Source organism: Janthinobacterium longum (assembly GCF_051380735.1).
Taxonomy (GTDB): domain Bacteria; phylum Pseudomonadota; class Gammaproteobacteria; order Burkholderiales; family Burkholderiaceae_D; genus Janthinobacterium.
Genome location: NZ_JBNYXQ010000008.1, coordinates 169,088 through 194,890, shown reverse-complemented (window position 1 = coordinate 194,890; position 25,803 = coordinate 169,088). Strand labels below are relative to the sequence as shown.

Genomic DNA, 25,803 nt, shown 5'->3' with positions numbered 1-25,803 from the left:
AACTGCCCTATGTTAGAACCGCGCGGCATATCTGACCAATCACTTATTTAACGCTACCGATACCGATTCTGATATGTCAAATGCATCGATATCCTGCACCCCCAGACGATACACGAAAGTGTGCCGCGCCGCGGCGCCACACGGCAGTTCCAGCGCCTCGGTGGCCAGGCAAAAGCGGTGCTGGTCCGACTGCAGGCGCAGCCGTGGCTGGGTGGTAAAGAAGCGCAGCTCGCGGCCCGAGGCCGGGTCGGCCACGCGCGCCGCTTCACGCAGCAGGCCGTCGGCGGCCAGGCAGAAACCATGGTCGAAGCCCACCGTGCCAGCTGGCTGGGCGCCGGGCCAGGCCAGGCGCGCACCGAGCGGCGCCGGCTGGCGAAAATCAAACGCGCTGCCGGCCACCTCGGTGACGCCGGCCGCCGGCAGGTAATGATCGGCCGCCACGCGCAGCACATGGTCTGCCACCATGCCGCCGCCATGCAGATTGAACGCGGGCGCGGCCAGGCCGATGCGGGCCGGCGCGATGGCCACCGCCTCGCAATCGATGCGCAAGCCGCCATTGTCTTCCAGCCGGTAGCGCAGGCGCACGCACAAGCCGTCACGCGCCAGGCTCAGTTCCAGGGCGGCGTCGCTGGCGGCCTCGCAGTGCCAGTGCGCGCCTGGCACGTCGGCTGCGGGCGCGGCCATCGCATGCCCGAGTACATCGGCCAGGCGGCCGTAGCGGTCGGGCGCCCACCACGCTTGCAGGCTGGCCTCTACCGGATTGACCTGCACGCGCATGCCGCGGTGGTTGCTCAAAATGTGGCTGCTACCGGAAACGGTCATGGCGGAGCGATGCTGGCAGAGCGGCTGCGCAGCTGGAATTCGCGTGGCGTGCAGCCCAGTTCGCGCTTGAAGACGGCATGCATGTACTGCACCGTGGTAAAGCCGCAGCGCACGGCAACGTCGGCCACTTGCCCCGGTTCGCGCGTCAGCAGGGTCTTGGCCGCGTCGAGCTTGAAGTGCAGGATCTCGTCATGCACGCTGCGCCCCAGCTCGTGGCGGAAATGCGCTTCCAGGGTCGAGCGCGACACGCCCACGTAATCGGCCACCTGCTCGGTCTTGATGCCCTGGCAGGCGTACTGGCGGATGAAATGACGCGCCTGCATCACTTGCGGATGCTGGAACGGCTGGTGGCGCGTCGAGGCCAGCACATTCAGGCCGGCCGGCGGCACCAGGATGCGGGTGCTGGACAGGCGCGCGCCATTCAACATCTGGTGCAGCAGGTGAGCCGCCGTGCGGCCCATCTCTTCGGCGCCCTGGATCACTGAACTCAAGGGTATGCGCGTCAGCATGCGCGCCAGCGGGTCGTTGTCGATGCCGATCAGGGCCACTTGCTCGGGCACGGCGATGCCCGCATGCATGCAGGCCTGCAGCAACTGGCGCGCCCGCGCGTCGCTGACGGCAATGATGCCGACCGGTTTTTCCAGGCTGTTGAGCCAGGCGATCTGCTGCCCGACCGCTTCGTCCCACGACGGCGCGCTGGTGGCCACGCCCCGGTACACGTCGGCGCGCATATGGTCGCGCTCCATCAGCGCGCAGAACGCCGTTTCGCGCTCCTGCGCCCAGCGGTTGACGTCGGCTTCGGGCAGGCTGAAACAGGCAAAGCGCGTGAGGCCCGCTTCGACCAGGTGGTCGTAGGCCAGCTTGACGATCTTGAAATTGTCGGTCGCCACGTAGGGAATGCCAGCCGGATAGCTGCTTTCCTGCGCGTAGGAGCCGCCCACGGCCACCACCGGCAGATGGCTGCTGGCCAGCGCCGCGCAGACGGCCGGGTCGTCGAAATCGGCGATGATGCCGTCGCCCTGCCAGCGCTCGATGCCGGGCAGGCGGCAGCGAAAGTCCTCTTCCAGGAACAAATCCCACGACACGCGCGTGGTGTTCAGATACGACGCAATGCCGGCGATAATGTCGCGGTCATAAATCTTGTTGCCATTGAACAGCAGCGCGATCCGGTGCGCGGTCGGCATTTTCATTCTGTGTCTCCTCCAGGTGGCGGCCGGGACGTATCTTCGCCCCTGGCTGCAGGTCAAGCACCTGCCTCGAACACCTGACAAAACCGTAGCGAGCGGCAGTGAGTTGCGGCCGAGAAGCGGAGCTGTACGAATGTACAGTGAGCATCGCAGGCCGCAAATCGCGACGCGCAGTAGGTTTGGTCAGGTGTTCTTAGCGGCGTCCCGCGCGGGTACTGACATCGACCCAGACCGCGAGGGTGAGAATACTGCCTTTCACGATCATCTGCCAATACGTGTCCACGTCCAGCATCGACATGCCGTTATCGAGGCTGGCCATCACCAGTGCGCCGATCAGGGCGCCGTAGACGGTGCCCGAGCCGCCGCGCATCGAGGTGCCGCCGATAAAGCAGGCGGCGATGGCATCGAGTTCGCTGAATGTGCCGGCCGAGGGCGAACCGGCGGCCAGGCGGCCCGTGTTGATCAGGCCCGCCAGCGCGCACATCAGGCCCATGATGCCGAAAATCCACAGCTTGACGGCTTTCACGTTGATGCCCGACAGGCGCGTCGCTTCCATATTGCTGCCCACCGCGTAGATGCGGCGGCCGAACACGGTCTGGCTGGTGATATAGCTGAACAGGCCCAGCAGCGCCAGCAACAGCAGCACCGGCAGCGGGATGCCTTCATAGCCGTTCAGCGTGCGCACAAAGGCATACAGCACGGCGCCGATCACGGCCACGCGCAGGGCGTCGACCCAGACCGCCGTTTGCGGCAGGCCATGCTGGGTGCGGCTGACCCGGCCACGCCAGGTCAGGAAGGCCGCCAGCACGAACAGGAACACGCCCAGCACCACGCCCGGCGTGGCCGGCAGGTAGCCCTGGCCCAGGTAGACCATCGGCTCGGAGACGGGCGCCACCGTGATGCCGCCCGTGATGCCCAGCAAGATGCCGCGATACGCCAGCATGCCGCCCAGGCCGACGATAAACGAGGGGATGCCCCGGTAGGCCGTCAGGTAGCCGTTCAACAGGCCGATCACCAGGCCGCAGCCCAGCACCGCCATCAGGTTCAGCGCCAGCGGCCAGTGCTGAGTGACGTCAAGCACGGCGGCGATGCCGCCCAACAGGCCCAGCAAAGAACCGATCGACAGGTCGATCTCGCCGGCGATAATCACCAGTACCATGCCGCAGGCCAGGATGCCGGTCACCGACATCTGGCGCAGCAGGTTCGACAGGTTGCGCGGCGTAACGAAGCTGCCTTCGGTCTTCCACGAAAAAAAGGCCCAGATCAACGCCACCGCGATCAGAAGGGCCAGCATCTTGTATTGGGTGAAAAGCTGTTTGATGCCGATAGGTTTCATGCCACGTTATCCTTGTGTTCGGTGTTCGCTGCCAGCGCCGCCGCCAGCACGGTTTCCTGGCTCAGGCCATCGTTGATAAAGTCGCCGCGCAAGCGGCCTTCGCCCATCACCAGCACGCGGTCCGACACGCCCAGCACTTCGGCCAGTTCGGACGAGACCATGATGATGGCCACGCCCTGGTCGGCCAGCGCCAGCATCAGCTTGTAGATTTCATATTTGGCGCCCACATCCACGCCGCGTGTCGGCTCGTCCAGAATCAGCACGCGCGGGCGCGTCAGCAGCATCTTGGCCAGCACGGCCTTCTGCTGGTTGCCGCCCGAGAGACTCGTAATCGGCAGCGCAGGGCTGGCCGTTTTCAGCTCCAGCTGGGCGATCTCGCCGCGCACCGCCGTCAGCTCCGCATCGCCATCGATGCGCGTGGCGCGCACGAACTGGCCCAGCACCGACAGGGTGATGTTCTGGCCCACGTCGAGGTCCGGCACGATGCCGTGGTGCTTGCGGTCTTCCGGCACCATTGCCAGGCCCATGGCAATCGCCTTTTGTGGCGAACTGGTGTCGATCTGCTTGCCATCGAGCCAGACCTCGGCCTGGCATGGTCCCTGGTAGGCGCCAAACAGGGCGGAAACGAGTTCCGTGCGCCCTGCCCCCACCAGCCCGGCGATGCCGAGAATTTCGCCACGGCGCAGGGTGAACGATACATCGTCGACGCGTTTGCGCTGCGGGTTGTCGGCGTCGATGCAGGTCACGTGGCGCGCCTCGAACAGCACCTCGCCGATCGCGTCTTTCTTGCTACGGTGCGGATACAGCTGGTTCATTTCGCGGCCCACCATCTGCGCGATAATGCGTTCAACGTTCATCTGCCCCATCGGCGTGGTGGCGATATGCTTGCCGTCGCGGATGACGACGATGGTGTCGCAGATGGCCGCCACTTCATCGAGCTTGTGCGAAATATAGATGCAGGTGACACCCTTGGCCTTCAGCGCGCGGATAATGTCGAGCAGCACGGCGATTTCGGACGCCGTCAGCGACGACGACGGCTCGTCGAGTATCAGCAAACGCGCATTCTTGTTGAGCGCCTTGGCGATCTCCACCAGCTGCTGGTGGCCGCCGCCGTAATTCATCACCGGCAGCGCCACGTTCAGTTCGGGGATCTTCAGTTCGCGCAGCAGCTCGTCGGCGCGCTTGTACATGGCGCCATAGTTCATGCGCCCGCCCGCCAGGGTGATCTCGCGGCCCATGAAGATGTTTTCGGCCACCGACAGCTGCGGCACCAGCATCAGCTCCTGGTGGATGATGATGATGCCGGCCGCCTCGGTATCGCGGATCGATTCGGCGCGCAAGGGCTGGCCATCCCACAGGATTTCGCCATCCCAGGTGCCGTGCGGGTACACGCCTGACAGCACCTTCATCAGGGTCGACTTGCCGGCGCCGTTCTCGCCGCACAGGCCTATGCATTCGCCGGCCCGCACCTGCAGGTCGATGCCGTCGAGCGCGCGGACACCGCCAAACTGTTTGACGATGCCTTTCATTTCAAGCAGATAGTCGGACATGCTCACTCTCGTTGCGGTTACAGTCGCTGGTATTGATTACCCCAAAAGCAAATTCCGGGGTCAGACCCTCAGGGTCCGACCCCAGCATTTCCGCCGTTGGGGTAAAAAATGACGTGGGTGATCAGTTACCCAGTTGCGCCTTGGTGTAGAACCCGTCGTCAACCAGAATATTCACGTTCGCCTTGGTCAGCGGCGTTGGTTTCAGCAGCACGGTGCTGACTTTTTTCAGGCCGTTGTCATAGCTGGAGTTGTAGGCCGGCTTTTCGTTGCGCGCCAGTTGCACGGCCAGCTTGGCCGCTTCCGAAGCGATGGTTTTCAACGGCTTGTAGACGGTCATGGCCTGGGTGCCGGCGATCACGCGCTTGACGGCCGCCAGATCGGCGTCCTGACCCGAAACCGGCACCTTGCCGGCCAGTTTTTGCGCGGCCAGCGCCTGGATGGCGCCGCCGGCCGTGCCGTCGTTCGAGGCAACGATGGCGTCGATCTTGTTGTTGTTGGCCGTCAGCGCATTTTCAACGATGGACAGCGCTTCGGTAGCGCTCCAGTCCTTGACCCACTGCTGGCCGACGATCTTGATATCGCCCTTGTCGATAAACGGTTTCAGCACCTTCATCTGGCCTTCGCGCAGCATCTTGGCGTTGTTGTCGGTCGGCGAGCCGCCCAGCAGGTAATAATTGCCTTTCGGTTGGACCTTGGTTACGCCTTCGGCCTGCATTTCACCGACTTTTTCATTGTCGAACGAGATATACGCGTCGATATCTGCACCCAGGATCAAACGGTCATACGACAGCACCTTGATGCCGGCCTTTTTGGCTTCCTTGACGGTGTTGTTCAATACCGTCGCATTGAAGGGCACGATCACCAGCACGTCGACACCGCGCGAAATCAGGTTTTCGATCTGCGAGATCTGGCGCTGCTCGCTGGCGTCGGCCGATTGCACAAAGACCTTGGCGCCCTGCTTTTCGGCGGCGGCGATAAAGAAATCGCGGTCGCGCGTCCAGCGTTCGACGCGCAGGTCGTCGATGGAAAAACCGATTTTCGGATTTTTTGCGTCAGCCAGGGCGGCGCTGCTGGTCAGTGCCAGCATGGCGGTCATGATGGCGGCGCTGATGATTTTGTTCATTGTGTGTCTCCTTGTTGGATTTTATTAACGACGTTTTGAACTACGGGTGCTGCTGAAAAAGTTGGGATCAATGGTTATGCCGTGGCAGGGTCTGGCCCACGGCGCGGTATTTCAGCGCCAGCTCCATGCAGGCGCCGGTTTCCAGCTGGCCCACGCTAGCGCGGTAGATTTCCTGCCACGGCGTAGAACTGTCGTTGATCGGTGGCGGCAGCTCATGTGTGCGGCGCGCCAGCTCGGCTTCATCGACCAGCATGTCGCAGCGCCCGGCCGCCAGGTCGACGCGGATCATGTCGCCTGTGCGCAGCAAGGCCAGGCCACCGCCGACCGCGCTTTCCGGCGACGCATTCAGGATCGACGGGCTGTCCGAGGTGCCCGACTGGCGGCCGTCGCCCAGCGTCGGCAAATTCAATATGCCGGCTTTCAGCAAGGCGTCGGGCGGCTGCATATTGACCACTTCGGCCGAACCGGGCCAGCCCACCGGCCCAGCGCCGCGCATCACCAGCATGCAGCTGTCGTCAATCTTGAGGGCCGGATCGTTGATGCGGGCGTGATAGTCGGCAGAACCGTCGAACACGATGGCGCGCGCTTCAAAGATACCTTCGCAGCCGGGACGCGACAGATAGCGCTCGCGGAAGGCGGGCGAAATTACGCTGGTTTTCATGATGGCAAAGTCGAACAGATTACCTTTCAAGGCCAGAAAGCCCGCCTTTTCCTTGAGTGGTTCGGCAAACGGACGGATCATTTCGCGGTCATTGCTTTCCTGCCCTGCCAGGTTCTCTGCCATGGTCTTGCCGGTGACGGTGGGGCGGTTCGCGTGCAGCAGGCCCGCCTGCTGCAGCTCCCACATGATGGCCGGCACGCCGCCGGCGCGGTGGAAGCGCTCGCCCAGGTATTTACCGGCCGGCTGCATGTTCAACAGCAGCGGCACGTCGTAGCCATGCGCCATCCAGTCGCTTGAATGCAGTTCCACGCCGGCGTGGCGCGCCATCGCCATCAAATGCGGCTGGGCGTTGGTCGAGCCACCGATCGCCGCGTTGACGATGATGGCGTCCAGAAATGCTTCGCGCGTCAGGATGCTTGAAGGACGCACGTCCTCATGCGCCAGGGCGACGATGCGGCGCCCCGTTTCATAGGCGATCTGGCCCCGCTCGCGGTACGGCGCGGGGATTGCCGAGCAGCCGGTCAGCGACATGCCCAGCGCTTCGGCCAGCGCGTTCATGGTCGAAGCCGTGCCCATGGTGTTGCAGTGGCCGGCCGATGGCGCCGAAGCGGCGGCGATCTGCAGGAATTTGTCGTTGTCGATCAGGCCGGCGGACAGTTGCCGGCGGCCCTTCCAGATGGCCGCGCCCGAGCCCACTAGTTCACCGTCCATCCAGCCATCGAGCATGGGGCCGCCCGACAGCACGATGGCAGGAATATCGACCGTGGCGGCGGCCATCAACTGCGCCGGCGTGGTCTTGTCGCAGCCGGTGGTCAGCACCACGGCGTCGATCGGATAACCGTGCAAGATCTCCACCAGGCCCAGGTAGGCCAGGTTGCGGTCCAGCGCGGCCGTCGGCCTGCGGCAGTTTTCAAAAATCGGATGCAGCGGGAATTCCATCGGAATGCCACCCGCATCGCGGATGCCGTCGCGCACGCGCTTGGCCAGGTCCAGGTGGATGCGGTTGCACGGGCTGATGTCACTGCCGCTTTGAGCGATGCCGATAATCGGCCGGCCCGAGCGCAGTTCTTCGGCCGTGATCCCGTAGTTCATGAAGCGCTCAAGATACAGCGCCGTCATGTCGATATGGTCGGGATTGTCGAACCAGTCCTGCGAGCGGAAACGGCGCGGCGCAGTCGATGGCGGTATTTTCATCTCGCTCATGCGCCGTACCAGCCCGCGTCGACATAGTATTCACGCCCGGCGCACTTGGCCGCGTTGTCCGACGCCAGGAACAGCGCCAGCGCTGCCACGTCTTCCGGCTCCACGCGCAGTTGCAAGCACTGGCCCTGCAGGATCATGGCTTCGGCTTCCGGCGTATGCCACAGCCGCTCCTGGCGCGGCGTGCGCACGGCGCCCGGAATAATGCAGTTGACGCGGATGCCGTCGACGCCCAGGTCGCGCGCCAGGCCGCGCGTCAGGCCTTCGATGCCGGCCTTGGCCGTCATGTAGATCGACAGGTTGGCTTGCGCCAGGTGCCAGGAAATCGAACCGAGGTTCAGGATCACGCCGCTTTTCCGGGCGCGCATGGCCGGCGCCACGGCCTGGGCGCAGAAATACTGGTGGCGCAGGTTGACGGCGATGCGCTCGTCCCAGTAGGCGGGCGTGACGTTTTCGATCTGGTGGCGGTCGTCGTTGGCAGCGTTGTTGATCAGGATATCGGCCGCACCGCAAGTCGCTTCGATCTCGGCAAACGTGGCGGCCAGGCCGGCCAGGTCGGTCAGGTCGCAATAGCGGAACACGGGCGGCTGCGGCAGGTCGGCAAGTTTGGTTTCCAGTGCGCGCGAGGCTTCCTCGGCGATGTCGAGGAAGGTGACATGGGCGCCCTGGCGCGCAAACGCTTCGACGATGGCCACGCCGATGCCGGTGCCGCCACCGGTAATGATGACGTTTTTTCCGGCCAGGCTGGGATAGGTTGCATGCAGCATATGATGTCTCTTTCTGTTTCTAATTATTAATGGGTAGTCAGATCAGGCCGCGTTTTGCCAGGCTGCTGTACAGCGCGCGCACGCCGAACTGCCACGGTGCGATCGCGTCGCAATGCTGGACTTCATTGACCAGCGCGCCAAGTGCGGGGCTGGCGATCGTCACGCGGTCGCCAAGGTGGTGGGTAAAGCCGCCGCCCGGGGCGCCACGGTCTTTCACGGGCGAGAACATGGTGCCCAGGAACAGCATGAAGCCGTCCGGATACTGGTGGTACTGGCCGGCAGTCTGGCGCACCAGGTCGAGCGGGTCGCGGCTGATCTCGCGCATGAAGCTGGCGCCTTCGAGCACGAAACCATCGTCCGCCCCTTCGATCAGCAGCGACACTTCGGCGTCGCGCACGGTGTCGATGGTGTAGCGCTCGTCGAACAGGCGAATGAAAGGGCCGATGGCGCAGGAACCGTTGTTGTCCTTGGCCTTGCCCAAGAGCAGCGCGCTGCGCCCTTCGATATCGCGCAGGTTGACGTCATTGCCCAGGGTCGCGCCCAGCACTTCGCCGCGGCTGTTGACGGCCAGGACGATTTCCGGCTCCGGATTGTTCCAGGCGGAGGCCGGCAGCAGGCCCACTTGCGCACCGCAACCGACCGACGACATCGGCTGTGCCTTGGTAAATACTTCCGCGTCGGGGCCGATGCCCACTTCCATGTATTGCGACCAGGCGCCGCGCTGCTGCAGCTGTTCCTTGAGGCGCTGCGCCGCGTCCGAGCCGGGCTTCAGGGCCGACAGATCGCTGCCCAGGGTTGCCTGCAGGGCGGCGCGCAAGGTATTGGCCTTGTCGGCGTTGCCGCCGGCCTGTTCCTCGATCACGCGCTCGAGCAGGCTGACGGCAAACGTCACGCCGCAAGCCTTGACGGCCTGCAGATCGCACGGCGCCAACAGCAGCGGCTGGCCTGCCGGCGCAGCCAGGGCCTGCGCCAGCAATTGCTCTACCTGTCCCAGCGACTCGCCCTGCGCCTGGCGCACGAAGGCGAGCGGATTGTCGCGCTCCAGCAACTCCGATACGGTGGAGACGGACGACGTGATATCAAATACTTCACCGCCACGCACGACTACCACGCAGGGACCGTCGCGCCAGATGCGGCCGATCAGGGTGGCGTCGGCAAGGTCCTGCGGCAGCAGGGAAACAGGGGAAATCGGCAACATGGCAGCTTTCGGGAAAAGGGAGCAAAGTTCAGGTGAGGCCGATTCTGCGCGCCGTCCAACCTGACCGCAATTACGAAAATCACCAAATTGCATGATGATTATTGGTATTGCGACGCACCAAAAAAACCCTGTCCGATGGCCAGGTCGCGCCCTTTTTCCTGCCCACAAAAATCCATGCCGCAGTGCATCAATAAGGGGGGTGATATCTATTTGGATATCGCATAAGTGAAAAAATTGATTGGTGAGGTCTCACTGGACAAACTAGTATCAGCCGTGGCCTGGATTGGCCACCAGCATCACGCCGGCCGACAGACCGCGAAGCTGGACCATTCAACTATTCAAAGACGGTGGAGACCTAATATGAAAACAACAATGAAAATGCTGAGCGCGAGCCTGGTGCTGGCCATGTCCGGCATGACCGTGATGCCAATGGCCAACGCCGCAGACAAGGGCGCAGTCGGCATTTCGATGCCAACCAAATCGTCGATGCGCTGGATCGCCGACGGCGACAACATGGTCAAGGTATTCAAGGAACGCGGCTACAAGACCGACTTGCAGTTCGCCGACGACGATATCCCGAACCAGCTGGCACAAGTGGAAAACATGATCACCAAGGGCGCCAAGGTGCTGGTGATCGCCGCCATCGACGGCACCACCCTGTCGAACGTGCTGCAAAAAGCGGCCGACAAGGGCATCAAGGTCATTTCCTATGACCGCCTGATCCGCGGCACCAAAAACATCGATTACTACGCAACGTTCGACAACTTCCAGGTCGGCGTGCTGCAAGCGGGCTATATCGAATCGGCGCTGAAACTGAAAGAAGGCAAGGGCCCGTTCAATATCGAACTGTTCGGCGGTTCGGCTGACGACAACAACGCCCACTTCTTCTACAACGGCGCCATGTCGGTACTGAAACCATACATCGACAGCGGCAAGCTGGTGGTGCGTTCGAAGCAGATGGGCATGGAAAAAGTGGCCACCCTGCGCTGGGACGGCGCCGTGGCGCAAGCCCGTATGGACAACCTGCTGAGCGCCTACTACGGCAATGCCCGCGTCGACGCGGTGCTGTCGCCATATGACGGCCTGAGCATCGGTATCCTGTCGTCGCTGAAAGGTGTTGGCTACGGTACGCCGAAGCAGCCATTCCCGGTCGTGACGGGCCAGGATGCCGAGATCCCTTCGGTGAAATCGATCATCCGTGGCGAGCAGGCTTCGACCGTGTTCAAGGACACCCGCGAACTGGCCAAAGTGACCGCCAATATGGTCGACGCGATGATGAACGGCAAAACGCCGACCGTCAACGACACCAAGACCTACAACAATGGCGTGAAAGTCGTGCCATCGTTCCTGCTCAAACCAGTCATCGTCGACAAGGCAAACTGGAAGCAAGTGCTGGTTACCGGCAGCGGCTACTACACCGAAGCGCAAGTAAAGTAATTTCGTAGACGGGTACTGAAGGCCCGGCAATGCCGGGCCTTTCGCTTCACGCAATATCAAGACAAGACTGCAGCACGACCGCAACATGCGGCGCGGCCGTGCCAGAGAGGTTATATGACGAACACTATCCTGGAAATGCGCGGGATACGCAAGACGTTCCCGGGTGTAGTTGCGCTCGACAATGTCAATCTGCGCGTGCGCAGCGGCGAGATCCACGCCATCGTGGGCGAAAACGGCGCCGGCAAATCGACCCTGATGAAAGTGCTCAGTGGCGTGTATGGCCACGGCAGCTACTCGGGCGACATCGAGTATCAAGGTCAGGTGCGCCAGTTCCGCGGCATCAAGGACAGCGAAGAAATCGGCATTATCATCATTCACCAGGAACTGGCGCTGGTGCCCCAGCTGTCGATCGCCGAGAATATCTTCCTCGGCAACGAGCCGGCCAAGATGGGCGTCATCGACTGGGAACACACGCAAAGCAAGACGCGCGACCTGATGCGCAAAGTCGGCCTGAAAGAGTCGCCCGACACCCTGATCACGAATCTGGGCGTGGGCAAGCAGCAGTTGATCGAAATTGCCAAGGCACTGTCGAAAGACGTCAAGCTGCTGATCCTCGACGAGCCAACGGCCAGCCTGAACGAAAGCGACAGCGCGGCCCTGCTCGACCTGCTGCTGGGCCTGAAAGCCCAGGGCATTTCGTCGATCCTGATTTCGCACAAGCTCAATGAAATTTCGCGCGTCGCCGATGCTATCACGGTGCTACGCGATGGCAACACCGTCGATAGCTTCGACTGCCGCGTGGAGCCTGTCAGCGAAGACCGCATCATCGAAAAAATGGTCGGACGCGAGATGGCCGACCGCTATCCGCCGCGCACGCCCACCATCGGCGAGACCATTTTCGAAGTGCGTGACTGGAAGGTCTACCATCCCGAGCACGCCGACCGCGCCGTGATCAAGGGCATCAACCTGCACGCCAAAAAGGGCGAGATCATCGGTATCGCCGGCCTGATGGGTTCAGGCCGCACCGAACTGGCAATGAGTATTTTTGGCCGTGCTTACGGCCAGCGCATCAGCGGTACGGTATTGAAAAACGGCCAGGAAATCGACGTCAGCACCATCGGCAAGGCGATTGCCCACGGCCTGGCCTACGTCACGGAAGACCGCAAGGGCCTGGGCCTGATCCTGGAAGAAGATATCCAGAAGAACACCAGCCTGGCCAACCTGGACGCGATTTCGAAGCACATGGTGATCGACGAGCAGCGCGAGTACAGCGTGGCCGAAGAGTTCCGCCGCAAGCTCAAGACGCGCTGCTCGAGCGTGGCGCAGAAGGTAGTCAATCTGTCCGGCGGCAACCAGCAGAAAGTGGTGCTGGCGAAGTGGCTGTTTTCACGCCCTGACGTACTGATCCTCGATGAACCTAGCCGCGGCATCGACGTCGGCGCCAAGTACGAGATCTACAGCATCATCAGCGACCTGGCCGCCGAAGGCAAATGCATCATCATGATTTCGTCGGAAATGCCGGAATTGCTGGGCATGTGCGACCGGATCTATGTCATGAACGAAGGCCGCTTTGCGGCAGAACTAAGCGCAGCAGAAGCGTCGCAAGAAAGAATCATGCGCGCAATCGTCACACACGGAGAGAACAATGGATAACAAACTGACAGCCGGCGCACCAGCAGCGCCAGCGGCCGCGCCGGAAGCGAAAAGCTACGCCGGCTTTTTGAAGAACAATATGCGCGACTACGGCATGCTGCTCTCCCTGATCGTCATCATGGGCTTTTTCCAGTACATGACCAACGGCACCCTGATGGAGCCGCTGAACCTGACCAACCTGGTGCTGCAGAACAGCTATATCGTCATTATGGCGCTGGGCATGCTGATGGTCATCGTGGCCGGCCATATCGACCTGTCGGTCGGCTCGGTGGTGGGCTTTGTCGGTGCGCTGGCGGCGGTACTGATCGTCAACTACAACATGAACTTTGTCGCGGCCAGCATTATCTGCCTGATCGCCGGCGCCGTCATCGGTGGTGCGCAGGGTTATTTCGTGGCCTTCTTCAAGATCCCGTCGTTTATCGTCACGCTGGCCGGCATGCTGGTGTTCAAGGGCCTGACCCTGGCGCTGCTCGCTGGCCAGTCGGTCGGCCCGTTCCCGGACGGCTTCCAGATGCTGAGCTCGGGCTTCCTGCCTGACCCGTTCGGCGGTGACCATCTGCGCGGCTTCTCGCTGCTGCTGGGCGTGATCGCTGCTGCCGCACTGATCATCACTTCGCTGCGCAGCCGCGCCAAGCAAATGAAACACGGCATGGAAAACGAGCCACGCGCTTTCTTCCTGCTGAAAAACGGCGTGTTCGCCGCCGTGATGGTGTACTTCAGCTACCTGCTGGCCTCGTACCGCGGTTTCCCGAACGTGCTGGCAGTGATGTCGGTGCTGATCGTCGCCTACACCTTTGTTACCAATCGCACCGTGCTGGGCCGCCGCGTCTACGCCGTCGGCGGCAATGAAAAAGCGGCGCGCCTGTCGGGTATCAAGACCGAGCGCGTCAGCTTCTACACCTTCGTCAACATGGGCATGCTGGCCGCCCTGGCCGGCCTGATCTTCGCAGCACGCCTGAACACCGCCACGCCGAAAGCCGGTACCGGCTTCGAGCTGGACGTGATTGCAGCATGCTTTATCGGCGGTGCCTCGGCGTCGGGCGGCGTCGGCAAGGTCATGGGTGCAGTGATCGGCGCCTTTATCATGGGCGTGATGAACAACGGCATGTCCATCATGGGCATCGGCATCGACTACCAGCAAGTGATCAAAGGCCTGGTACTGCTGGCTGCCGTGTTTATCGACGTCGTCAATAAAAACAAGTAATCCAGTTCGAGCCTTTAGGGGGTTCAAGCCGGCGCATGCGCCGGCTTTTTTTATGGGCGCCTGGTCAGAACGGCACGGCGTCGGCCGTGACCAGCGTAATCGGATTGCCGGGATTGAGCAGCTGGCGCCAGACGCAGTTGTGATGTTCGACGATGGCCGGCGCGGCCAGGTGCGGGCGGTCGCGCGTGGTATGCGCGTCGCTGATTACTACGGTCGCCAGTTCCAGGCTGGCGGCGCGGCGCACGCTGGTGTCGATGCAAAATTCGGTGGCATAGCCGCATACATAAATCGTGTCGATGCCGGCCTGCGCCAGGTGCTGCTGCAGCCCGGTCTGGCGAAACGCATCGCAGGAGTTCTTGGCACTGACATGGTCTTGTGGCTGCGGCGCGATTCGCTCGGGAAACTGCCAGCCATGCGTACCAGCTTCCCATTCCGAGCCGTCAGTATCGTGCTGCACATAGATCACCGGCACGCCAGCGGCGCGCGCCCTGGCGATCAGGCCGGCGATGCGCTCGAGCATGGCATCGGCCTGCCAGGCTGGCGGCTCGCTCAGTACGGCGTTCTGGAAATCGATCACAATCAAGGCATGGTGCATGGTGTTCCTTTCAAGATAAGGTTCTATCGTAGCTGTTAATCTCGCATTAGTTACTCCGATTTGGGGGCGGCGTGGTATCTGGCCGCAATTCTGTCGCGGCCGCATGGGCCGCATTGGCAGGTGCCATGTCCGCCGCCGCCGCGAGGTCGGCGACGCGCTGCGGTGCGCGCGGCACTGTGGCGGTGACACATTGGTTCAGCGGCTCACGCTCGGCAGGGCGCCGGTAGCATATGGTCAGCAGTTCCTTGGACGACGATGGCGTTGGCAGGGTGGCTATGTAAATCGTCGTCGCGTCGCCCCAGGAGCACGAATAATTGCCAGGGATACGGATGCATTTTCCAGTCAGCAGGCCTGCTTCCTCCTCTCTCGAGGCCGGTGCGTCGGGCTTGCGCGCCGCTGCGGGTAGACGAGCCAGCAGGGTGCGCAACATTGGCCGATCATTGATCAGCGTGACGTGGAAACCAGCCCTGCGCAACAGCGTAATCAGGCCTGGTCCGAACCGGCTGTCGGCGAAGTGGTCGGCGCCGATGGCGTAGAATGGCAGGCGCTCGGTCGCAAGTACCGCCGGAAGTTGTGCGACCCAGGCGCGGTTGCGCTCGGCGATCAAGAAGTGGTGCTTGATCAACTCCTCACCAGACCAGCGTCGTTCGGCGTGCGCCATGTCCGGCCCAGCCGTGCCAGTCGCCGGTGCCAACCCGAGCGTATCTCGGATGTCGTCCAGGCTGGCGCGGTAGAGGGCATCGATGTAGCGGTAGAGTCCGCGCAGGCCGCTCTCCGGTTGCAGCATCGGCACCGCAACAGCCTGCGGCCGCCAGCCGTCGATTAAGCTTCGGATCAGGATGCTGCGCTCCGCCGGCACCAACGCGCAATAGGCATTGAAAAACGTCGCCGTATCGTCAATCGAGCGCAATGGGCGCGGCTTCTCGATCATAAGGCGTCCCGATTGCGAAGGTAGTACGTTAACTGTCGTCGCGTTTTTGGCCGGGCCGCCAGCGGGCTGCTCATAGACTCGTCCAGACCACGCTTGCAGCAGCAGTTCGAATCGCATAAAGCGGCCCAGGTGCTCGATCCCCTCGTTCAGCGGCATGACACGCTCCAACACAGGGTCTGGGTGAGCGCGCAGGGCAGCGTTCAGCTCCGTATCCAACGCGCCCTCATCTGGCCCTTCGACCGTGCAGTGTCGTTGCTGGTAATCGTAGTCGAGCCGAGGACTGGCGCCACGTTCGAGTAACAGTTCCGAGGCGGCCGCAAAGGCTTCGCGAATAGGTCCATTAAAATATGGATCCTTTTGCATCGGAGTGCCGATATGACTTTCTGGTAAAAAGAAGGCCAGCTTGCCATCCTTTTCGGCGGCTAACAGGCGAGCGCCAAGCTCCGCTTGCGCGGCCCCGGCTGGCGTGCCGCAGACGGCGCCCGCCAGCGTAAAAACGCCCAGCATTGTACGAAAAAACGATGTGGGTAGGCTCAGGTGTGACATTGAATTTCCTGTCATTCGTGTTGGCATGCTCTTATCCTCCATGCTTCATGCTGGCGCGCAGCGGATCCCGCAACCACTCGAACAGGGAACGCTGCGCCAGCAATTGGCCCTCCTAATTGTGTCTCAAACTGTCGCTGAGTAAATCGCCGACCTGTAACTTGGGAGCAGAAGAAATGCCGATGCGCAAGCTACAGGCGACCGGCGTGACCTGCACCGCCACAGTCTCCTTGCGCGCGTAGTGGGTAGTGCAGACAAATACCGTAGCTGCCGACAGTAACGTGGCGAAGAACAGTGTCAAAGCCCAACCGGAGAGCCCAAGCAACATCACTGGCGCACCGAGTCGTGAACGAGCTTCATCGACCGCCTCCGAGCGAAACAGTTGCTGCAGGGGGCTAAAGTGCTGCCTGTATTATTTGCGTATGGATGAGACGTACATTAAGGTCTTGTCGCTGCGATGTCTGAAGCGGAAAATTTTACTTTTTGAGAAAGATACATAATCAGGAATATTTTTTATTCCTTACGGCCACTGAGTTATCTAAATTTTTTCCAGTATCTTGAGATATGAATCATTAAATTTATCCCGTATAATTTTAATAATTTCAGGTTCATTTTGTTGCTGAAATTATCAGAGTTTTCTTCTATTACTTTATAGTGCTGATTGAATTTTTGAATATCATTTTCAGCATAAGCTGCAAGCGCAAGAAAAAAGTCATTAAATTTGAATTTTTCATCAATTTTTTCGTTTTCCCGAAGTGCCAATATAATGCTTTCTTTCACCTCGGAACGCCTATCCAATCTCAGCTCAATTTGTCGCAGATGAAGAAAAAGGCTAGATTGCGTTCAATTTATTTCCATGTATTGCTTGATAATTTTTCCAGCTTCTTCAAAACATTTGGCATCAGCGAGCACCCGCCATCCACTGTTCATTTTTCTATCAAAATCAACCAAGGAAAGCGATGACACTGCTGATGCTTGACGAGAAAATTCGGCATGACAGTCAATGATTGGAGCAGCTTGCACCATTGCGTGCATGGCAAAAAAATGAGAAAAATGAAAATTTTGAACATATTTTTCATGAATAAATGTAGCAATATTTTTCAGCATATTGAAATGTTTTTTCACAATCGACTTGGGGTTTACCTGACGAAGTGCGTTCTCAAGCTATCCACCCAAGTTAAGTCACCGTCCTGCAGCGCGCCTTCGCTGGCAATCCTATCCAGTCAGGCGCATAGCGGCTGAATAGTCACAAAATAAACTGCCCATGACACTGATCGTTGACTCAAATATATTATCAAACGAATAAAAACCATCAAAAATACATCAACTACCGAGGTTGTACGCCACACGGTAAATTATCACCATCAGAAGGGCTGCTGCTGCAGACGCAAAAGTACGTAATACGAACCCTCTGAAAGTTACAACTGATTGCACTCCGGAGTCGATTTTGACAAACCGGAACCAAAATAAGTTCGGCAAAATGCCGACGATAAATAATACGGAAGGCGAGATTGTTATCTTGTTTCCAAAAATAAGCGGCAACATCAGGTATGAAAGCGTCAAAATGACAATTACAAAGACTTTATATTGCGATTTTAATTTTTCAACAGACTGATTTTTCATAGTATATCCAGAATTGAAATACCGCTTTGATCAAATAAAAAACTACCAAAATAAATTTCTTCGAAAATACTAAATTTTATAAAAATTTACTCTTGTAATTTATATCCGAAGACTTTTACTGTCAATAATTTATGGACCAGTTTTATTACATTTTGGAAAGGTTTGTAAAGACGGCGCGCTTGCGATCGTGAGAATTCAAATTGGCGAGCTAGTCAGCACCAACATTTATACTGCCGCCAGCCGCGCCGCCCTATCCCCCCACCACGCCGCTTCCTCGAACACGGAAAAGCCCGACAGGTCCGCATGCGCGAACAGTATCGCGCCTTCGTGTTCGCGTAGCGCTTTCAAGCCGGCATTGCTGCGAAAGCCGGGCAAGGGGGCGGCCATGGCGTGGCCGCGCACGGTGATGTCGACGCGCTCGACGCAGCTGGCAAAGTCGCGGCCATAGGCTGTTTTCAAGTCGACGCTGGCCAGCGCCAGCAGTTCTTCGGGGGTGGCCGTGTCGAGCCACTTGCGCGCCTGTTCGGGCGTGCGGTCGGACAGCGCCACGTAGGCGCTGAAGACGGTTTTTTCGGGCGGGCGCACGCGGATGTCCTGGTGGGTGGAGACCACATAGCCCAGGCCCGGTTCCTGGTACACCACGTTGTCCCAGCACAGCGGCGCATGCGGCAGTTCATGGGGAAAGCGCTTGAGCAGGAAATTGGCCACCATCCACGGCGCATAGGCAGGCACATGGCGCTTCAAATCAAAGCCATAGCTGGCCATGTCGCGTACCACGCGCGCGGCTACATACAAGGGCATGGCGCAGATGGCCTTGCGGGCGCGCACAAGGTAGGTGCGCGGCTGGCCGTCGACCAGTTCAAAGCACAGCGCCTCCACGCCGCTGGCGGTAGTGGTCAGCGACACCACCGTGCCGGCATGGCGCTGCACCCCGGATGCCTGTTCCAGCGCGGTGGCGACCGGCTGCATGCCGCCCGGCCAGGTCAGCCAGGCGCCGTTTCCCGCGTTGGCGGCCTGGCCCCAGCGGCTGCAATAGTAGTGCAGCCCGGCCCAGGCCGAGACCTGATCGTAGCGCGTGCCGTAATCGTCGCGGCAGCAGTAGTTCAGGTACCAGTGCAAGGTGGGCGAGGTATAGCCGTGCTGCTCCATCCACGCTTTTAACGTGATGGTGTCGAGCGCCTGCCAGGCCGGGTCTTGCGAAGATTCGATGGTCGGGAATACAAACACGCGCTTGCCGTCGCTGCCGTGTGCCTGGCGCAATTGCTCCACCTGCGCAAAAAAGCGCCGGTGCTGCGCAAGTTCTTCGGCGGGCACGCCTTCGACGGGAATAAAGCCGTCCTGCCAGTGGCCGTTGAACAGCAGCCGTTCCTCGGGCGCATGCAGGATATAGCGCTCGTCGTAGGTCGGTTTTTCTGCCATCGGGTCGCGCTGAATAATGCCCAGGTCGAACAGGATCTCGCGCACGTGCGTGGATTCTGGCGAAGGCAAAGGCAGGTAGTGGCCGCCGGTGGGATACGCCAGGTCGCCGAAATGGCCACCGGCCGCATTGCCATAGGGTTGCGGGCCGTCGACCATCAGGAAGTCTTTGTGACCGAGCTTGTTGAGCCGCCAGGCAGCGCTCAATCCGGCGATGCCGGAACCGAGAATGGCGACGTCGGTGGTGAGGGTGCGCGACGGCGGTGGCAGCGCCCTGCGCTCGCGCAGAAGGTTACGCAAATAATGCCCCTCGCTGCGGCCCGGATACAAAATCTTGGGCGTGATTTCCTGCCAGCGCAGGTAGGCCGCGATACTGCCGGCGCCAGCTGCCACCGCCGCCGTGCCGCCGGCCGCCCACAGCATAAAGGAGCGGCGCTGCATCAGCGTATCACCCGATTCCAGTCCTGCTCGAATTCATGCACAAGCGACTGCGTATTGAGGCGGTTCGGCGCCATCGGCAAGCGCTGCATATCGGGCGGGAAAATGAACATTTCGCGCGTGGTATCGGCACTCAGGTAGCGCATGGGCAGGCGGTAGCGGGTCGGCGGCACATAATCGGCCTGCGGCGACGCCAGGATAAAACCCCATTCGCCGAACGACGGCACATAGGCGTGATACGGCCAGGTGCGCATGCCCACTTCACGCAAGGTGGCATCGATGGTCCAGTAGGCGTGCGGCGCAAAGAACGGCGAAGTCGATTGCACCACCATCAGGCCCTTGGCCGCCAGGTGTTTTTTCACCAGGTCGTAAAACGGTACCGAGTACAGCTTGCCCAGCGCGAAGCTGGACGGGTCGGGGAAGTCGACGATGGCGGCGTCAAACATGTCCTGGTTGTTGCGCAGCCAGACTGCAGCATCGGCATTGATGACGGTCACGCGCTTGTCCGAAAACGACTTGTGATTCAATGCGGCCAGCTCGGGGCGGGTGGTAAACGCGCCCGTCATGGCCGGGTCCAGGTCGACCACGGTAACGTGTTCGATATTCGAATAGCGCAGGATCTCGCGCAGGGCCAGGCCGTCGCCACCACCAAGCACCAGTACGCGGCGCGCCCACGGCAGCGCTTCGAGCACAGGATGCACCAGCGCTTCATGGTAGCGGTATTCGTCGCGCGAGGAGAACTGCAGGTTGCCGTTGATGTACAGGCGCGTGTCGTCCTTCCAGCGCGTGATGACCAGGCGCTGGTAGGGCGTGGTGGTGGAATAGACGATCTGGTCGCCGAACAGGCCATGCTCGCCCCACTCCACCATGCGGTCGGACATGGCAAAACCGGTCACCAGCAGCAGCATCACGGCGCAGGCGCGCAGGAACTGGCCGCTCATGTTTTTCAGTTCGGCGCGAAACACCCAGATGCTCCACAGGCCAACCGCCACGTTGAGCATGCCGAACAAAAAGCCCGTGCGCACCAGGCCCAGGTAAGGCGACAGCACCAGCGGGAACAGCAGCGACACGGCCAGCGCGCCCAGGTAGTCAAACGTCAGCACGCGGCTGACCAGTTCGGAAAATTCGGTCTGGCGCGTGTTCAGCGCGCGCATCACCAGCGGCACTTCCATGCCCACCAGTGCGCCGATCAGGAATACCATCACATACAATAAAGTGCGAAACGGCGCGGCCATCCACGAAAACGTCATGAACAGTATCGCCGCCGACAAGCCGCCGATCAGGCCGACGGCCAGTTCGATATCGACAAAGCGCGACAGCACTTCGTCGTCTTTCACATACTTTGAAAAGTGAGCGCCCACCCCCATGGCAAACAGGTAGCAGCCGATAATCGTGGAAAACTGCAGGATGGAGTCACCGAGCAGGTAACTGGACATGGCGCCGGCGATCAGCTCATACGCAAGGCCACAGGAAGCGACCACGAATACCGATAAAATCAGAATCTTTTTGTTCATTGGGCTGGTTTTGTTCTAATATGCTTGGACGTTATCAAATGCTCAATCGAGGAATGCCGTGCACGACATCCTAAACTATCTGATCCACCTTTTACTGGCCGCCGTGCTGCTGATTGCTTTTTTTGTCATCTACACGCGCGTCACGCCGTACAACGAAGTGCTGCTGATACGCCAGGGTAATCAGGCTGCGGCGCTGTCGCTGGGCGGCGCCATCCTCGGCTTTTCGGCCACCATCGCTTCCTCGCTGATGCATACGGCGAACTACCAGCAATTCTTCGGCTGGGCGTTTGGCGCGATGGTGGTGCAGCTGCTGGCCTACCTGGTCACCACGCGGCTGCTGCGCATGTCGAAGGACCAGATCGAATCGAACAACACCGCTTTTGGCGGCCTGCTGGGCGCCATCGCGCTGGCCATCGGCGCCATCAACGCCGCCTGCATTTCCTGACCCCGTATTTACCTTCGCAAGGACACAATCATGAGCCTCGGCAGCTTTATCAAGAAGCAGTTTATCGATGTACTGCAATGGAACGAAGAGAAGGAAGGCGTGCTGGCCTGGCGCTTTCCGATGCAGGATTTCGAAATACAGAACGGCGCCATCCTGAACGTGCGCGAGTCGCAGGTGGCCGTGTTTGTCAACGAAGGCAAGATCGCCGACGTGTTCGGCCCCGGCACGCACAAGCTGACCACGCAAACCCTGCCCCTGCTGACCAACCTGAAAAACTGGGACAAGCTGTTCGACTCGCCCTTCAAGTCCGATGTGTATTACTTCAGCACCCGCGTGCAGACGGGCCGCAAATGGGGCACGCCGCAGCCGATCACGATACGCGACAAGGACTTCGACATGATACGGGTGCGCGCCTTTGGCATGTACTCGTACCGCATTGCCGACGCCCGCACCTTCTTTACCGAAATTTCCGGCACGCGTGAAGTCTATACGCGCGACGAAGTGGAAGACCAGCTGCGCGGCATCCTGATGTCCAGCATGGCCAGCTCGCTGGGCGGCGCCAACGTGCCCTTCCTCGACATGGCGGCCAACCAGGCGCTGATGGCGCAGCAGGTCAAGGACGGTCTGGCGCAGGCGTTTGCCCGCTATGGCGTGGGTCTCGATGAATTCAATGTGGCCAGCATCAGCCTGCCCGAAGAACTGCAGGCGGCGCTCGACGAGCGCATCTCGGCCGGCATGAAGGGTGGCCTGGGCGCCGACAAGATGAGTGGCTTTACCAAGTTCCAGGTGGCCAATGCGATTCCGCTGGCGGCGCAGAACGAAGGCGGCATGGCCGGCATCGGCGCGGGCCTGGGCGCTGGATTGTCAATCGGCCAGGTGATGGCGCAAGGCATGGGCAATGCATTGCAGCCACCGGCACCGGCAGCACCTCCCGCACCAGCCGAGGAACCGGTCGAAGCGCGGCTGGAAAAACTCAAGGGTTTGCTGGACAAAGGACTGATTTCGCCGGCCGACTATGACGGTGCGAAAGCGGAACTGCTGAAAAAACTGATCGGCTAAGCGCGACTGCATGCAAACTGTTTCCTGTCCCAGCTGCGGCGCGCAAGTCCACTTCCGTTCGCACGCTTCCGTGCTGGCCGTGTGCGAGTACTGCCACAGCACCATCCTGAAGGACGCCGATTCGGTGCGCGATATCGGCAAGATGTCGGCCGTGCTGGAGGATTATTCGGCTATACAGATCGGCACGGCAGGCGTGCACGAAGGCGTCAACTTTACGGTAGTCGGGCGCATCCAGCAGCGCTATGCGGCAGGTACGTGGAACGAGTGGTATCTGCTGTTCGACGACGCCAGCACGGCGTGGCTGGGTGACTCGTCGGGCCTGTACACGCTAACGCGCGAGCGCAAGGCAAACGGTGCCCTGCCCGCTTTTGCAGAGCTGCGCCCGGGCCAGCAATACACCATCAACAACGAACCGTACACGGCGGCCGAAGTGCGCAGCGGCGAGTGCGTCGCCGGCCAGGGCGAACTGCCATTCAAGGTCGGCAGCGGCTGGCGCATCCAGGTGGCCGATCTGCGCAACTACGCCAGCTTTGCCACGCTCGACTACACGGACGGCCCGCAGCCGGTGCTGTACCAGGGCGTGGCCGTTACCCTGGAAGGCATGCAGTGCCAGCTGCTGCGCGACCAGGATGCAATTGCCGCCAGCGCCGGCAAATACCGCGGCAAGCTCGATGCGCTCGACTGCCCTTCCTGCGGCAGCGGCATCAAATATGTGCCCGGCGCCGCCTCTCAACTGGTGTGCCCTTCCTGCCATGCCCAGCTTGACGCCAGCGGCCCGGAAGCGCAGGTGCTGGCCAAGGGCAAACAGCTGGAAGACGAAGCCGCAGCTGAATTTACGCTCGATCTTGGCGCCACGGCGAAGATCAACAATGCCGACTTTACCGTGATCGGCATGATGCGCCGCGCCGACGACGAAGCCACCGAGTGGAACGAATACCTGCTGTACAGCGCCCACGCGGGCTTTTTCTGGCTGGTGGAAACCGACGAAGGCTGGTCGCGCTCGAATGTACTACCGAACTGGCCGACCTGGCCTGCGCTGGAGGCCGAAAAATGCATGCTCGACGGTGCTGTTTATACCAAGCTGTATGACTACGGTTCGCGGGTGACCTATGTGGCTGGCGCCTTCAACTGGAAGGTGGCCGTCGGCGACACCACCCATGTGGTCGAATTCGAACAGGGGCAGACCAAACTGGCGGCCGAGCTGACCGGCGAAGAAATGACCTGGTCACGCTCGGTGCCGGTCGCCTACGACCAGATGAGCGCCTGGTTCGGCGCCGCCTTCCATGGCAGCACGCCCACGTCGAACGTCAAGATGTCGCATCGCGGCGTGGCCAAGGTCTTCATCATCATCACCCTGGTGTTGAATGCGATCCCGATGTTCGTGTCGTTTTCCAGCACGCTGATGTGGAGTTTGCTCGGTTGCGTGGCGCTGTTTGTGCCCGCCCTTTTCCTCGACAAGAACAAGACCCCATAATGAGCAAATACGTGATCTATGCACTGATGGTGACGTTTTCCGTCACGGCCGCCAACTGGGTGCGCATGTTCAAGGTCGCCGGCAGTGGCGGTGGCAGCAGCTGGAGTTCGCGCACCGGCAGCGGCGGCGGCAGTTATGGCGGCGGCTCCAGCGGCGGCAGCCACAAGTGACGGCAAGCGCGCACCTGCCGCTCGGTACACACTTGCTGGCCGATCTGTCCGGCGTCGATGCGGCACTGTTGCGCGACTGCGCGGCGCTGGAAAGCCTGCTGCGCCAGGCGGCCATCGAAGCCGGCGCGCGGGTATTGCATGGCCACTTCCACAGCTTCGGCGCGGAACTGGGCGTAACCGGGGTGCTGCTGCTGGCCGAATCGCATATCTCGATCCACACCTGGCCCGAAGCCGGCTTTGCCGCCGTCGATATATTCATGTGCGGTGCGGCGCGCCCGCAGGTCGCGCTCGATATCATCGCCGCTGCCCTGCAGGCTGGCCACTGCGCCTTGCAGACGGTGCGGCGCGCACCGCCAGATCACGCATAAGCCGGCTGGCCGATCGTCGGAGGATCGCTTACACTGTCGGCTCGCTTCCCTACTGGTTGATCCCCATGCGCCGTTCCGCCCTGCTTGCCCTTCCACTCCTGCTGCTGGTGACCGCCTGCGACGACTATACGGCGCCCAGCCTGTACCAGGCCACCACGCCCGATTGCAAGACGTGGACGGAAGGCTCGCGTTTCGAACTGCCACGCGGCATTACCGTGTATGCCACGCCACCGACCACGCTGAAAGACGGCGGCACCGAACTGGCGCTGATTTTCACTTTGCCGGTCGGCACGCAAGCCAGTTTTACACGCTTGTCCTTCCTGCTGGAAGAGCCGAAAAAGCCGCCTTTTGCCAACGCCAACGTCACCACCATCTACCAGCGCGGCCTGGACCAGAAAGCGGAAATCGTCGACGTGATCGAGCAGCTGCCGATCATGTTCTCGGCAGTGGGCAACAGCAAGGCGACGCAATGGCGTTTGCGGCTGCAGCTGCCGCGCCAGCTGCCGCAACGGTTTGACCTGAATATGCCGGACATGCTGGTGGCCGGCAAGCGCTATCCGGTGCGCACGTTTACGTACCGGTATTTCGACGAGCGCAAGGCGTATGGCATGTGCAGCTGATTAAAAAAAAGCAGCCCAAAGGCTGCTTTTTTTGCGTGCGCGGCAATTAATGCTTGCGCAGCTTCTGGATCGCGGCCAGCTGCGCAATCGCGCTTGCCAGCTCGGCTTGCGCTTGCGCGTAGTCGATGCCCGAATCCTTGTTGTGGATGTTTTCTTCCGCCAGCTTCTTCGCTTCCAGCGCTTTCGCTTCGTCCAGGTCGTGACCGCGAATCGCGGTATCGGCCAGGACGGTCACGGTGTCAGGCTGCACTTCCAGCAGGCCGCCGGCAACGAAGACGAACTCTTCTTCAGCCTGGCCGACTACCTTGATGCGGACCGCGCCCGGACGGATGCGGGTAATCAAGGGCGTGTGGCGTGGGTAGATACCCAGCTCGCCCTGCTCACCCGGCAACGCGACGAATTCTGCTTCACCTGAAAAAATCAATTCTTCAGCGGAAACCACGTCAACGTGAATTGTGTGTGCCATGTG

At 60.8% G+C, this 25,803-nt stretch carries 25 protein-coding genes; 9 read left to right on the top strand and 16 right to left on the bottom strand.

What is annotated here, in order from left to right; all coding sequences use genetic code 11:
- Nucleotides 1-39 precede the first annotated feature (39 nt).
- From ACQ4WM_RS19560 to ACQ4WM_RS19525, 8 genes are all read right to left on the bottom strand, one after another.
- Nucleotides 40-795, bottom strand: a complete 756-nt coding sequence (locus ACQ4WM_RS19560) for an aldose epimerase family protein (RefSeq protein WP_436548322.1) — start codon at nt 793-795, stop codon at nt 40-42.
- A gap of 23 nt (nt 796-818) precedes the next feature.
- On the bottom strand, nt 819-2,012 hold the full coding sequence (locus ACQ4WM_RS19555) for a XylR family transcriptional regulator (RefSeq protein ID WP_436548321.1): 1,194 nt from the start codon (nt 2,010-2,012) through the stop codon (nt 819-821).
- A gap of 190 nt (nt 2,013-2,202) precedes the next feature.
- Nucleotides 2,203-3,345: a sugar ABC transporter permease gene (locus tag ACQ4WM_RS19550; protein ID WP_436548320.1), complete on the bottom strand. Its 1,143-nt coding sequence runs from the start codon at nt 3,343-3,345 to the stop codon at nt 2,203-2,205.
- On the bottom strand, nt 3,342-4,895 hold the full coding sequence (gene xylG / locus ACQ4WM_RS19545; protein WP_436548319.1) for a D-xylose ABC transporter ATP-binding protein: 1,554 nt from the start codon (nt 4,893-4,895) through the stop codon (nt 3,342-3,344). The genes ACQ4WM_RS19550 and xylG overlap by 4 nt, the downstream gene beginning before the upstream one ends.
- 121 nt (nt 4,896-5,016) lie before the next feature.
- Nucleotides 5,017-5,991: a D-xylose ABC transporter substrate-binding protein gene (xylF, locus tag ACQ4WM_RS19540; protein WP_436548377.1), complete on the bottom strand. Its 975-nt coding sequence runs from the start codon at nt 5,989-5,991 to the stop codon at nt 5,017-5,019.
- A 94-nt stretch (nt 5,992-6,085) separates the two neighbouring features.
- Complete coding sequence (locus ACQ4WM_RS19535; RefSeq protein WP_436548376.1) at nt 6,086-7,873, bottom strand: IlvD/Edd family dehydratase; 1,788 nt, start codon at nt 7,871-7,873, stop codon at nt 6,086-6,088.
- Between the two features lie 5 nt (nt 7,874-7,878).
- Nucleotides 7,879-8,646, bottom strand: a complete 768-nt coding sequence (xylB, locus tag ACQ4WM_RS19530; RefSeq protein ID WP_436548318.1) for a D-xylose 1-dehydrogenase — start codon at nt 8,644-8,646, stop codon at nt 7,879-7,881.
- Between the two features lie 37 nt (nt 8,647-8,683).
- A complete protein-coding gene (locus ACQ4WM_RS19525) occupies nt 8,684-9,844 on the bottom strand; it encodes a fumarylacetoacetate hydrolase family protein (protein ID WP_436548317.1) in 1,161 nt (386 codons plus the stop codon).
- 405 nt (nt 9,845-10,249) lie between these two features.
- Between ACQ4WM_RS19525 and chvE the strand changes: the two genes are divergently transcribed.
- From chvE to mmsB, 3 genes are all read left to right on the top strand, one after another.
- Nucleotides 10,250-11,281, top strand: coding sequence for a multiple monosaccharide ABC transporter substrate-binding protein (gene chvE, locus ACQ4WM_RS19520; RefSeq protein WP_436548375.1), 1,032 nt, complete (start codon nt 10,250-10,252; stop codon nt 11,279-11,281).
- A gap of 114 nt (nt 11,282-11,395) precedes the next feature.
- Nucleotides 11,396-12,934: a multiple monosaccharide ABC transporter ATP-binding protein gene (gene mmsA, locus ACQ4WM_RS19515; RefSeq protein ID WP_436548316.1), complete on the top strand. Its 1,539-nt coding sequence runs from the start codon at nt 11,396-11,398 to the stop codon at nt 12,932-12,934.
- A complete protein-coding gene (mmsB, locus tag ACQ4WM_RS19510; protein WP_436548315.1) occupies nt 12,927-14,138 on the top strand; it encodes a multiple monosaccharide ABC transporter permease in 1,212 nt (403 codons plus the stop codon). The genes mmsA and mmsB overlap by 8 nt, the downstream gene beginning before the upstream one ends.
- 64 nt (nt 14,139-14,202) lie before the next feature.
- On the opposite strand, the gene ACQ4WM_RS19505 is transcribed toward mmsB, so the two are convergent.
- From ACQ4WM_RS19505 to ACQ4WM_RS19475, 7 genes are all read right to left on the bottom strand, one after another.
- Nucleotides 14,203-14,733: a cysteine hydrolase family protein gene (locus tag ACQ4WM_RS19505; RefSeq protein WP_436548314.1), complete on the bottom strand. Its 531-nt coding sequence runs from the start codon at nt 14,731-14,733 to the stop codon at nt 14,203-14,205.
- Between the two features lie 46 nt (nt 14,734-14,779).
- On the bottom strand, nt 14,780-16,210 hold the full coding sequence (locus tag ACQ4WM_RS19500) for a hypothetical protein (protein ID WP_436548313.1): 1,431 nt from the start codon (nt 16,208-16,210) through the stop codon (nt 14,780-14,782).
- Between the two features lie 531 nt (nt 16,211-16,741).
- Nucleotides 16,742-16,987: a hypothetical protein gene (locus ACQ4WM_RS19495; protein WP_436548312.1), complete on the bottom strand. Its 246-nt coding sequence runs from the start codon at nt 16,985-16,987 to the stop codon at nt 16,742-16,744.
- A gap of 63 nt (nt 16,988-17,050) precedes the next feature.
- Nucleotides 17,051-17,314 (bottom strand): hypothetical protein, encoded by a 264-nt coding sequence (locus ACQ4WM_RS19490; protein WP_436548311.1) that lies wholly within the window; start codon nt 17,312-17,314, stop codon nt 17,051-17,053.
- A 216-nt stretch (nt 17,315-17,530) separates the two neighbouring features.
- Entirely contained in the window at nt 17,531-17,830 is a 300-nt protein-coding gene (locus ACQ4WM_RS19485) for a hypothetical protein (protein WP_436548310.1), read from the bottom strand.
- 225 nt (nt 17,831-18,055) lie between these two features.
- Nucleotides 18,056-19,687: an NAD(P)-binding protein gene (locus tag ACQ4WM_RS19480; RefSeq protein ID WP_436548309.1), complete on the bottom strand. Its 1,632-nt coding sequence runs from the start codon at nt 19,685-19,687 to the stop codon at nt 18,056-18,058.
- On the bottom strand, nt 19,687-21,198 hold the full coding sequence (locus tag ACQ4WM_RS19475; protein WP_436548308.1) for a polyamine aminopropyltransferase: 1,512 nt from the start codon (nt 21,196-21,198) through the stop codon (nt 19,687-19,689). Before ACQ4WM_RS19475 ends, ACQ4WM_RS19480 begins: the two co-directional genes overlap by 1 nt.
- A gap of 58 nt (nt 21,199-21,256) precedes the next feature.
- Here ACQ4WM_RS19475 and ACQ4WM_RS19470 point away from each other — a divergent pair, with 58 nt between their 5' ends.
- The 6 genes from ACQ4WM_RS19470 (at nt 21,257) to ACQ4WM_RS19445 (ending at nt 25,334) form a co-directional block, all read left to right on the top strand.
- Nucleotides 21,257-21,643, top strand: coding sequence for a DUF350 domain-containing protein (locus ACQ4WM_RS19470; protein WP_436548307.1), 387 nt, complete (start codon nt 21,257-21,259; stop codon nt 21,641-21,643).
- 30 nt (nt 21,644-21,673) lie between these two features.
- Nucleotides 21,674-22,702, top strand: coding sequence for an SPFH domain-containing protein (locus ACQ4WM_RS19465; protein WP_436548306.1), 1,029 nt, complete (start codon nt 21,674-21,676; stop codon nt 22,700-22,702).
- A 10-nt stretch (nt 22,703-22,712) separates the two neighbouring features.
- Nucleotides 22,713-24,176 carry a DUF4178 domain-containing protein gene (locus ACQ4WM_RS19460; RefSeq protein WP_436548305.1) on the top strand — a complete coding sequence of 488 codons (1,464 nt, stop codon included), beginning with the start codon at nt 22,713-22,715 and terminating at the stop codon, nt 24,174-24,176.
- Complete coding sequence (locus ACQ4WM_RS19455; protein ID WP_171898927.1) at nt 24,176-24,346, top strand: hypothetical protein; 171 nt, start codon at nt 24,176-24,178, stop codon at nt 24,344-24,346. The genes ACQ4WM_RS19460 and ACQ4WM_RS19455 overlap by 1 nt, the downstream gene beginning before the upstream one ends.
- Entirely contained in the window at nt 24,343-24,714 is a 372-nt protein-coding gene (gene speD / locus ACQ4WM_RS19450; protein ID WP_436548304.1) for an adenosylmethionine decarboxylase, read from the top strand. Before ACQ4WM_RS19455 ends, speD begins: the two co-directional genes overlap by 4 nt.
- A gap of 65 nt (nt 24,715-24,779) precedes the next feature.
- Nucleotides 24,780-25,334, top strand: coding sequence for a hypothetical protein (locus ACQ4WM_RS19445; protein WP_436548303.1), 555 nt, complete (start codon nt 24,780-24,782; stop codon nt 25,332-25,334).
- A 46-nt stretch (nt 25,335-25,380) separates the two neighbouring features.
- Here the strand turns inward: ACQ4WM_RS19445 and ACQ4WM_RS19440 are convergent, their stop codons facing one another.
- Nucleotides 25,381-25,800, bottom strand: coding sequence for a F0F1 ATP synthase subunit epsilon (locus tag ACQ4WM_RS19440; RefSeq protein ID WP_065307860.1), 420 nt, complete (start codon nt 25,798-25,800; stop codon nt 25,381-25,383).
- Nucleotides 25,801-25,803 lie beyond the last annotated feature (3 nt).

Excerpts from the sequence above, each read along its gene's own strand:
- ACQ4WM_RS19555 (WP_436548321.1), bottom strand. The coding sequence starts at position 2,012 with ATGAAAATGCCGACCGCGCACCGGATCGCGCTGCTGTTCAATGGCAAC.
- ACQ4WM_RS19550 (WP_436548320.1), bottom strand. The coding sequence starts at position 3,345 with ATGAAACCTATCGGCATCAAACAGCTTTTCACCCAATACAAGATGCTG.
- xylG (WP_436548319.1), bottom strand. The coding sequence starts at position 4,895 with ATGTCCGACTATCTGCTTGAAATGAAAGGCATCGTCAAACAGTTTGGC.
- xylF (WP_436548377.1), bottom strand. The coding sequence starts at position 5,991 with ATGACCGCCATGCTGGCACTGACCAGCAGCGCCGCCCTGGCTGACGCA.
- ACQ4WM_RS19535 (WP_436548376.1), bottom strand. The coding sequence starts at position 7,873 with ATGAAAATACCGCCATCGACTGCGCCGCGCCGTTTCCGCTCGCAGGAC.
- xylB (WP_436548318.1), bottom strand. The coding sequence starts at position 8,646 with ATGCTGCATGCAACCTATCCCAGCCTGGCCGGAAAAAACGTCATCATT.
- ACQ4WM_RS19525 (WP_436548317.1), bottom strand. The coding sequence starts at position 9,844 with ATGTTGCCGATTTCCCCTGTTTCCCTGCTGCCGCAGGACCTTGCCGAC.
- chvE (WP_436548375.1), top strand. The coding sequence starts at position 10,250 with ATGTCCGGCATGACCGTGATGCCAATGGCCAACGCCGCAGACAAGGGC.
- mmsA (WP_436548316.1), top strand. The coding sequence starts at position 11,396 with ATGACGAACACTATCCTGGAAATGCGCGGGATACGCAAGACGTTCCCG.
- mmsB (WP_436548315.1), top strand. The coding sequence starts at position 12,927 with ATGGATAACAAACTGACAGCCGGCGCACCAGCAGCGCCAGCGGCCGCG.
- ACQ4WM_RS19505 (WP_436548314.1), bottom strand. The coding sequence starts at position 14,733 with ATGCACCATGCCTTGATTGTGATCGATTTCCAGAACGCCGTACTGAGC.
- ACQ4WM_RS19500 (WP_436548313.1), bottom strand. The coding sequence starts at position 16,210 with ATGTCACACCTGAGCCTACCCACATCGTTTTTTCGTACAATGCTGGGC.
- ACQ4WM_RS19490 (WP_436548311.1), bottom strand. The coding sequence starts at position 17,314 with ATGCTGAAAAATATTGCTACATTTATTCATGAAAAATATGTTCAAAAT.
- ACQ4WM_RS19485 (WP_436548310.1), bottom strand. The coding sequence starts at position 17,830 with ATGAAAAATCAGTCTGTTGAAAAATTAAAATCGCAATATAAAGTCTTT.
- ACQ4WM_RS19480 (WP_436548309.1), bottom strand. The coding sequence starts at position 19,687 with ATGCAGCGCCGCTCCTTTATGCTGTGGGCGGCCGGCGGCACGGCGGCG.
- ACQ4WM_RS19475 (WP_436548308.1), bottom strand. The coding sequence starts at position 21,198 with ATGAACAAAAAGATTCTGATTTTATCGGTATTCGTGGTCGCTTCCTGT.
- ACQ4WM_RS19465 (WP_436548306.1), top strand. The coding sequence starts at position 21,674 with ATGAGCCTCGGCAGCTTTATCAAGAAGCAGTTTATCGATGTACTGCAA.
- ACQ4WM_RS19460 (WP_436548305.1), top strand. The coding sequence starts at position 22,713 with ATGCAAACTGTTTCCTGTCCCAGCTGCGGCGCGCAAGTCCACTTCCGT.
- ACQ4WM_RS19455 (WP_171898927.1), top strand. The coding sequence starts at position 24,176 with ATGAGCAAATACGTGATCTATGCACTGATGGTGACGTTTTCCGTCACG.
- ACQ4WM_RS19445 (WP_436548303.1), top strand. The coding sequence starts at position 24,780 with ATGCGCCGTTCCGCCCTGCTTGCCCTTCCACTCCTGCTGCTGGTGACC.
- ACQ4WM_RS19440 (WP_065307860.1), bottom strand. The coding sequence starts at position 25,800 with ATGGCACACACAATTCACGTTGACGTGGTTTCCGCTGAAGAATTGATT.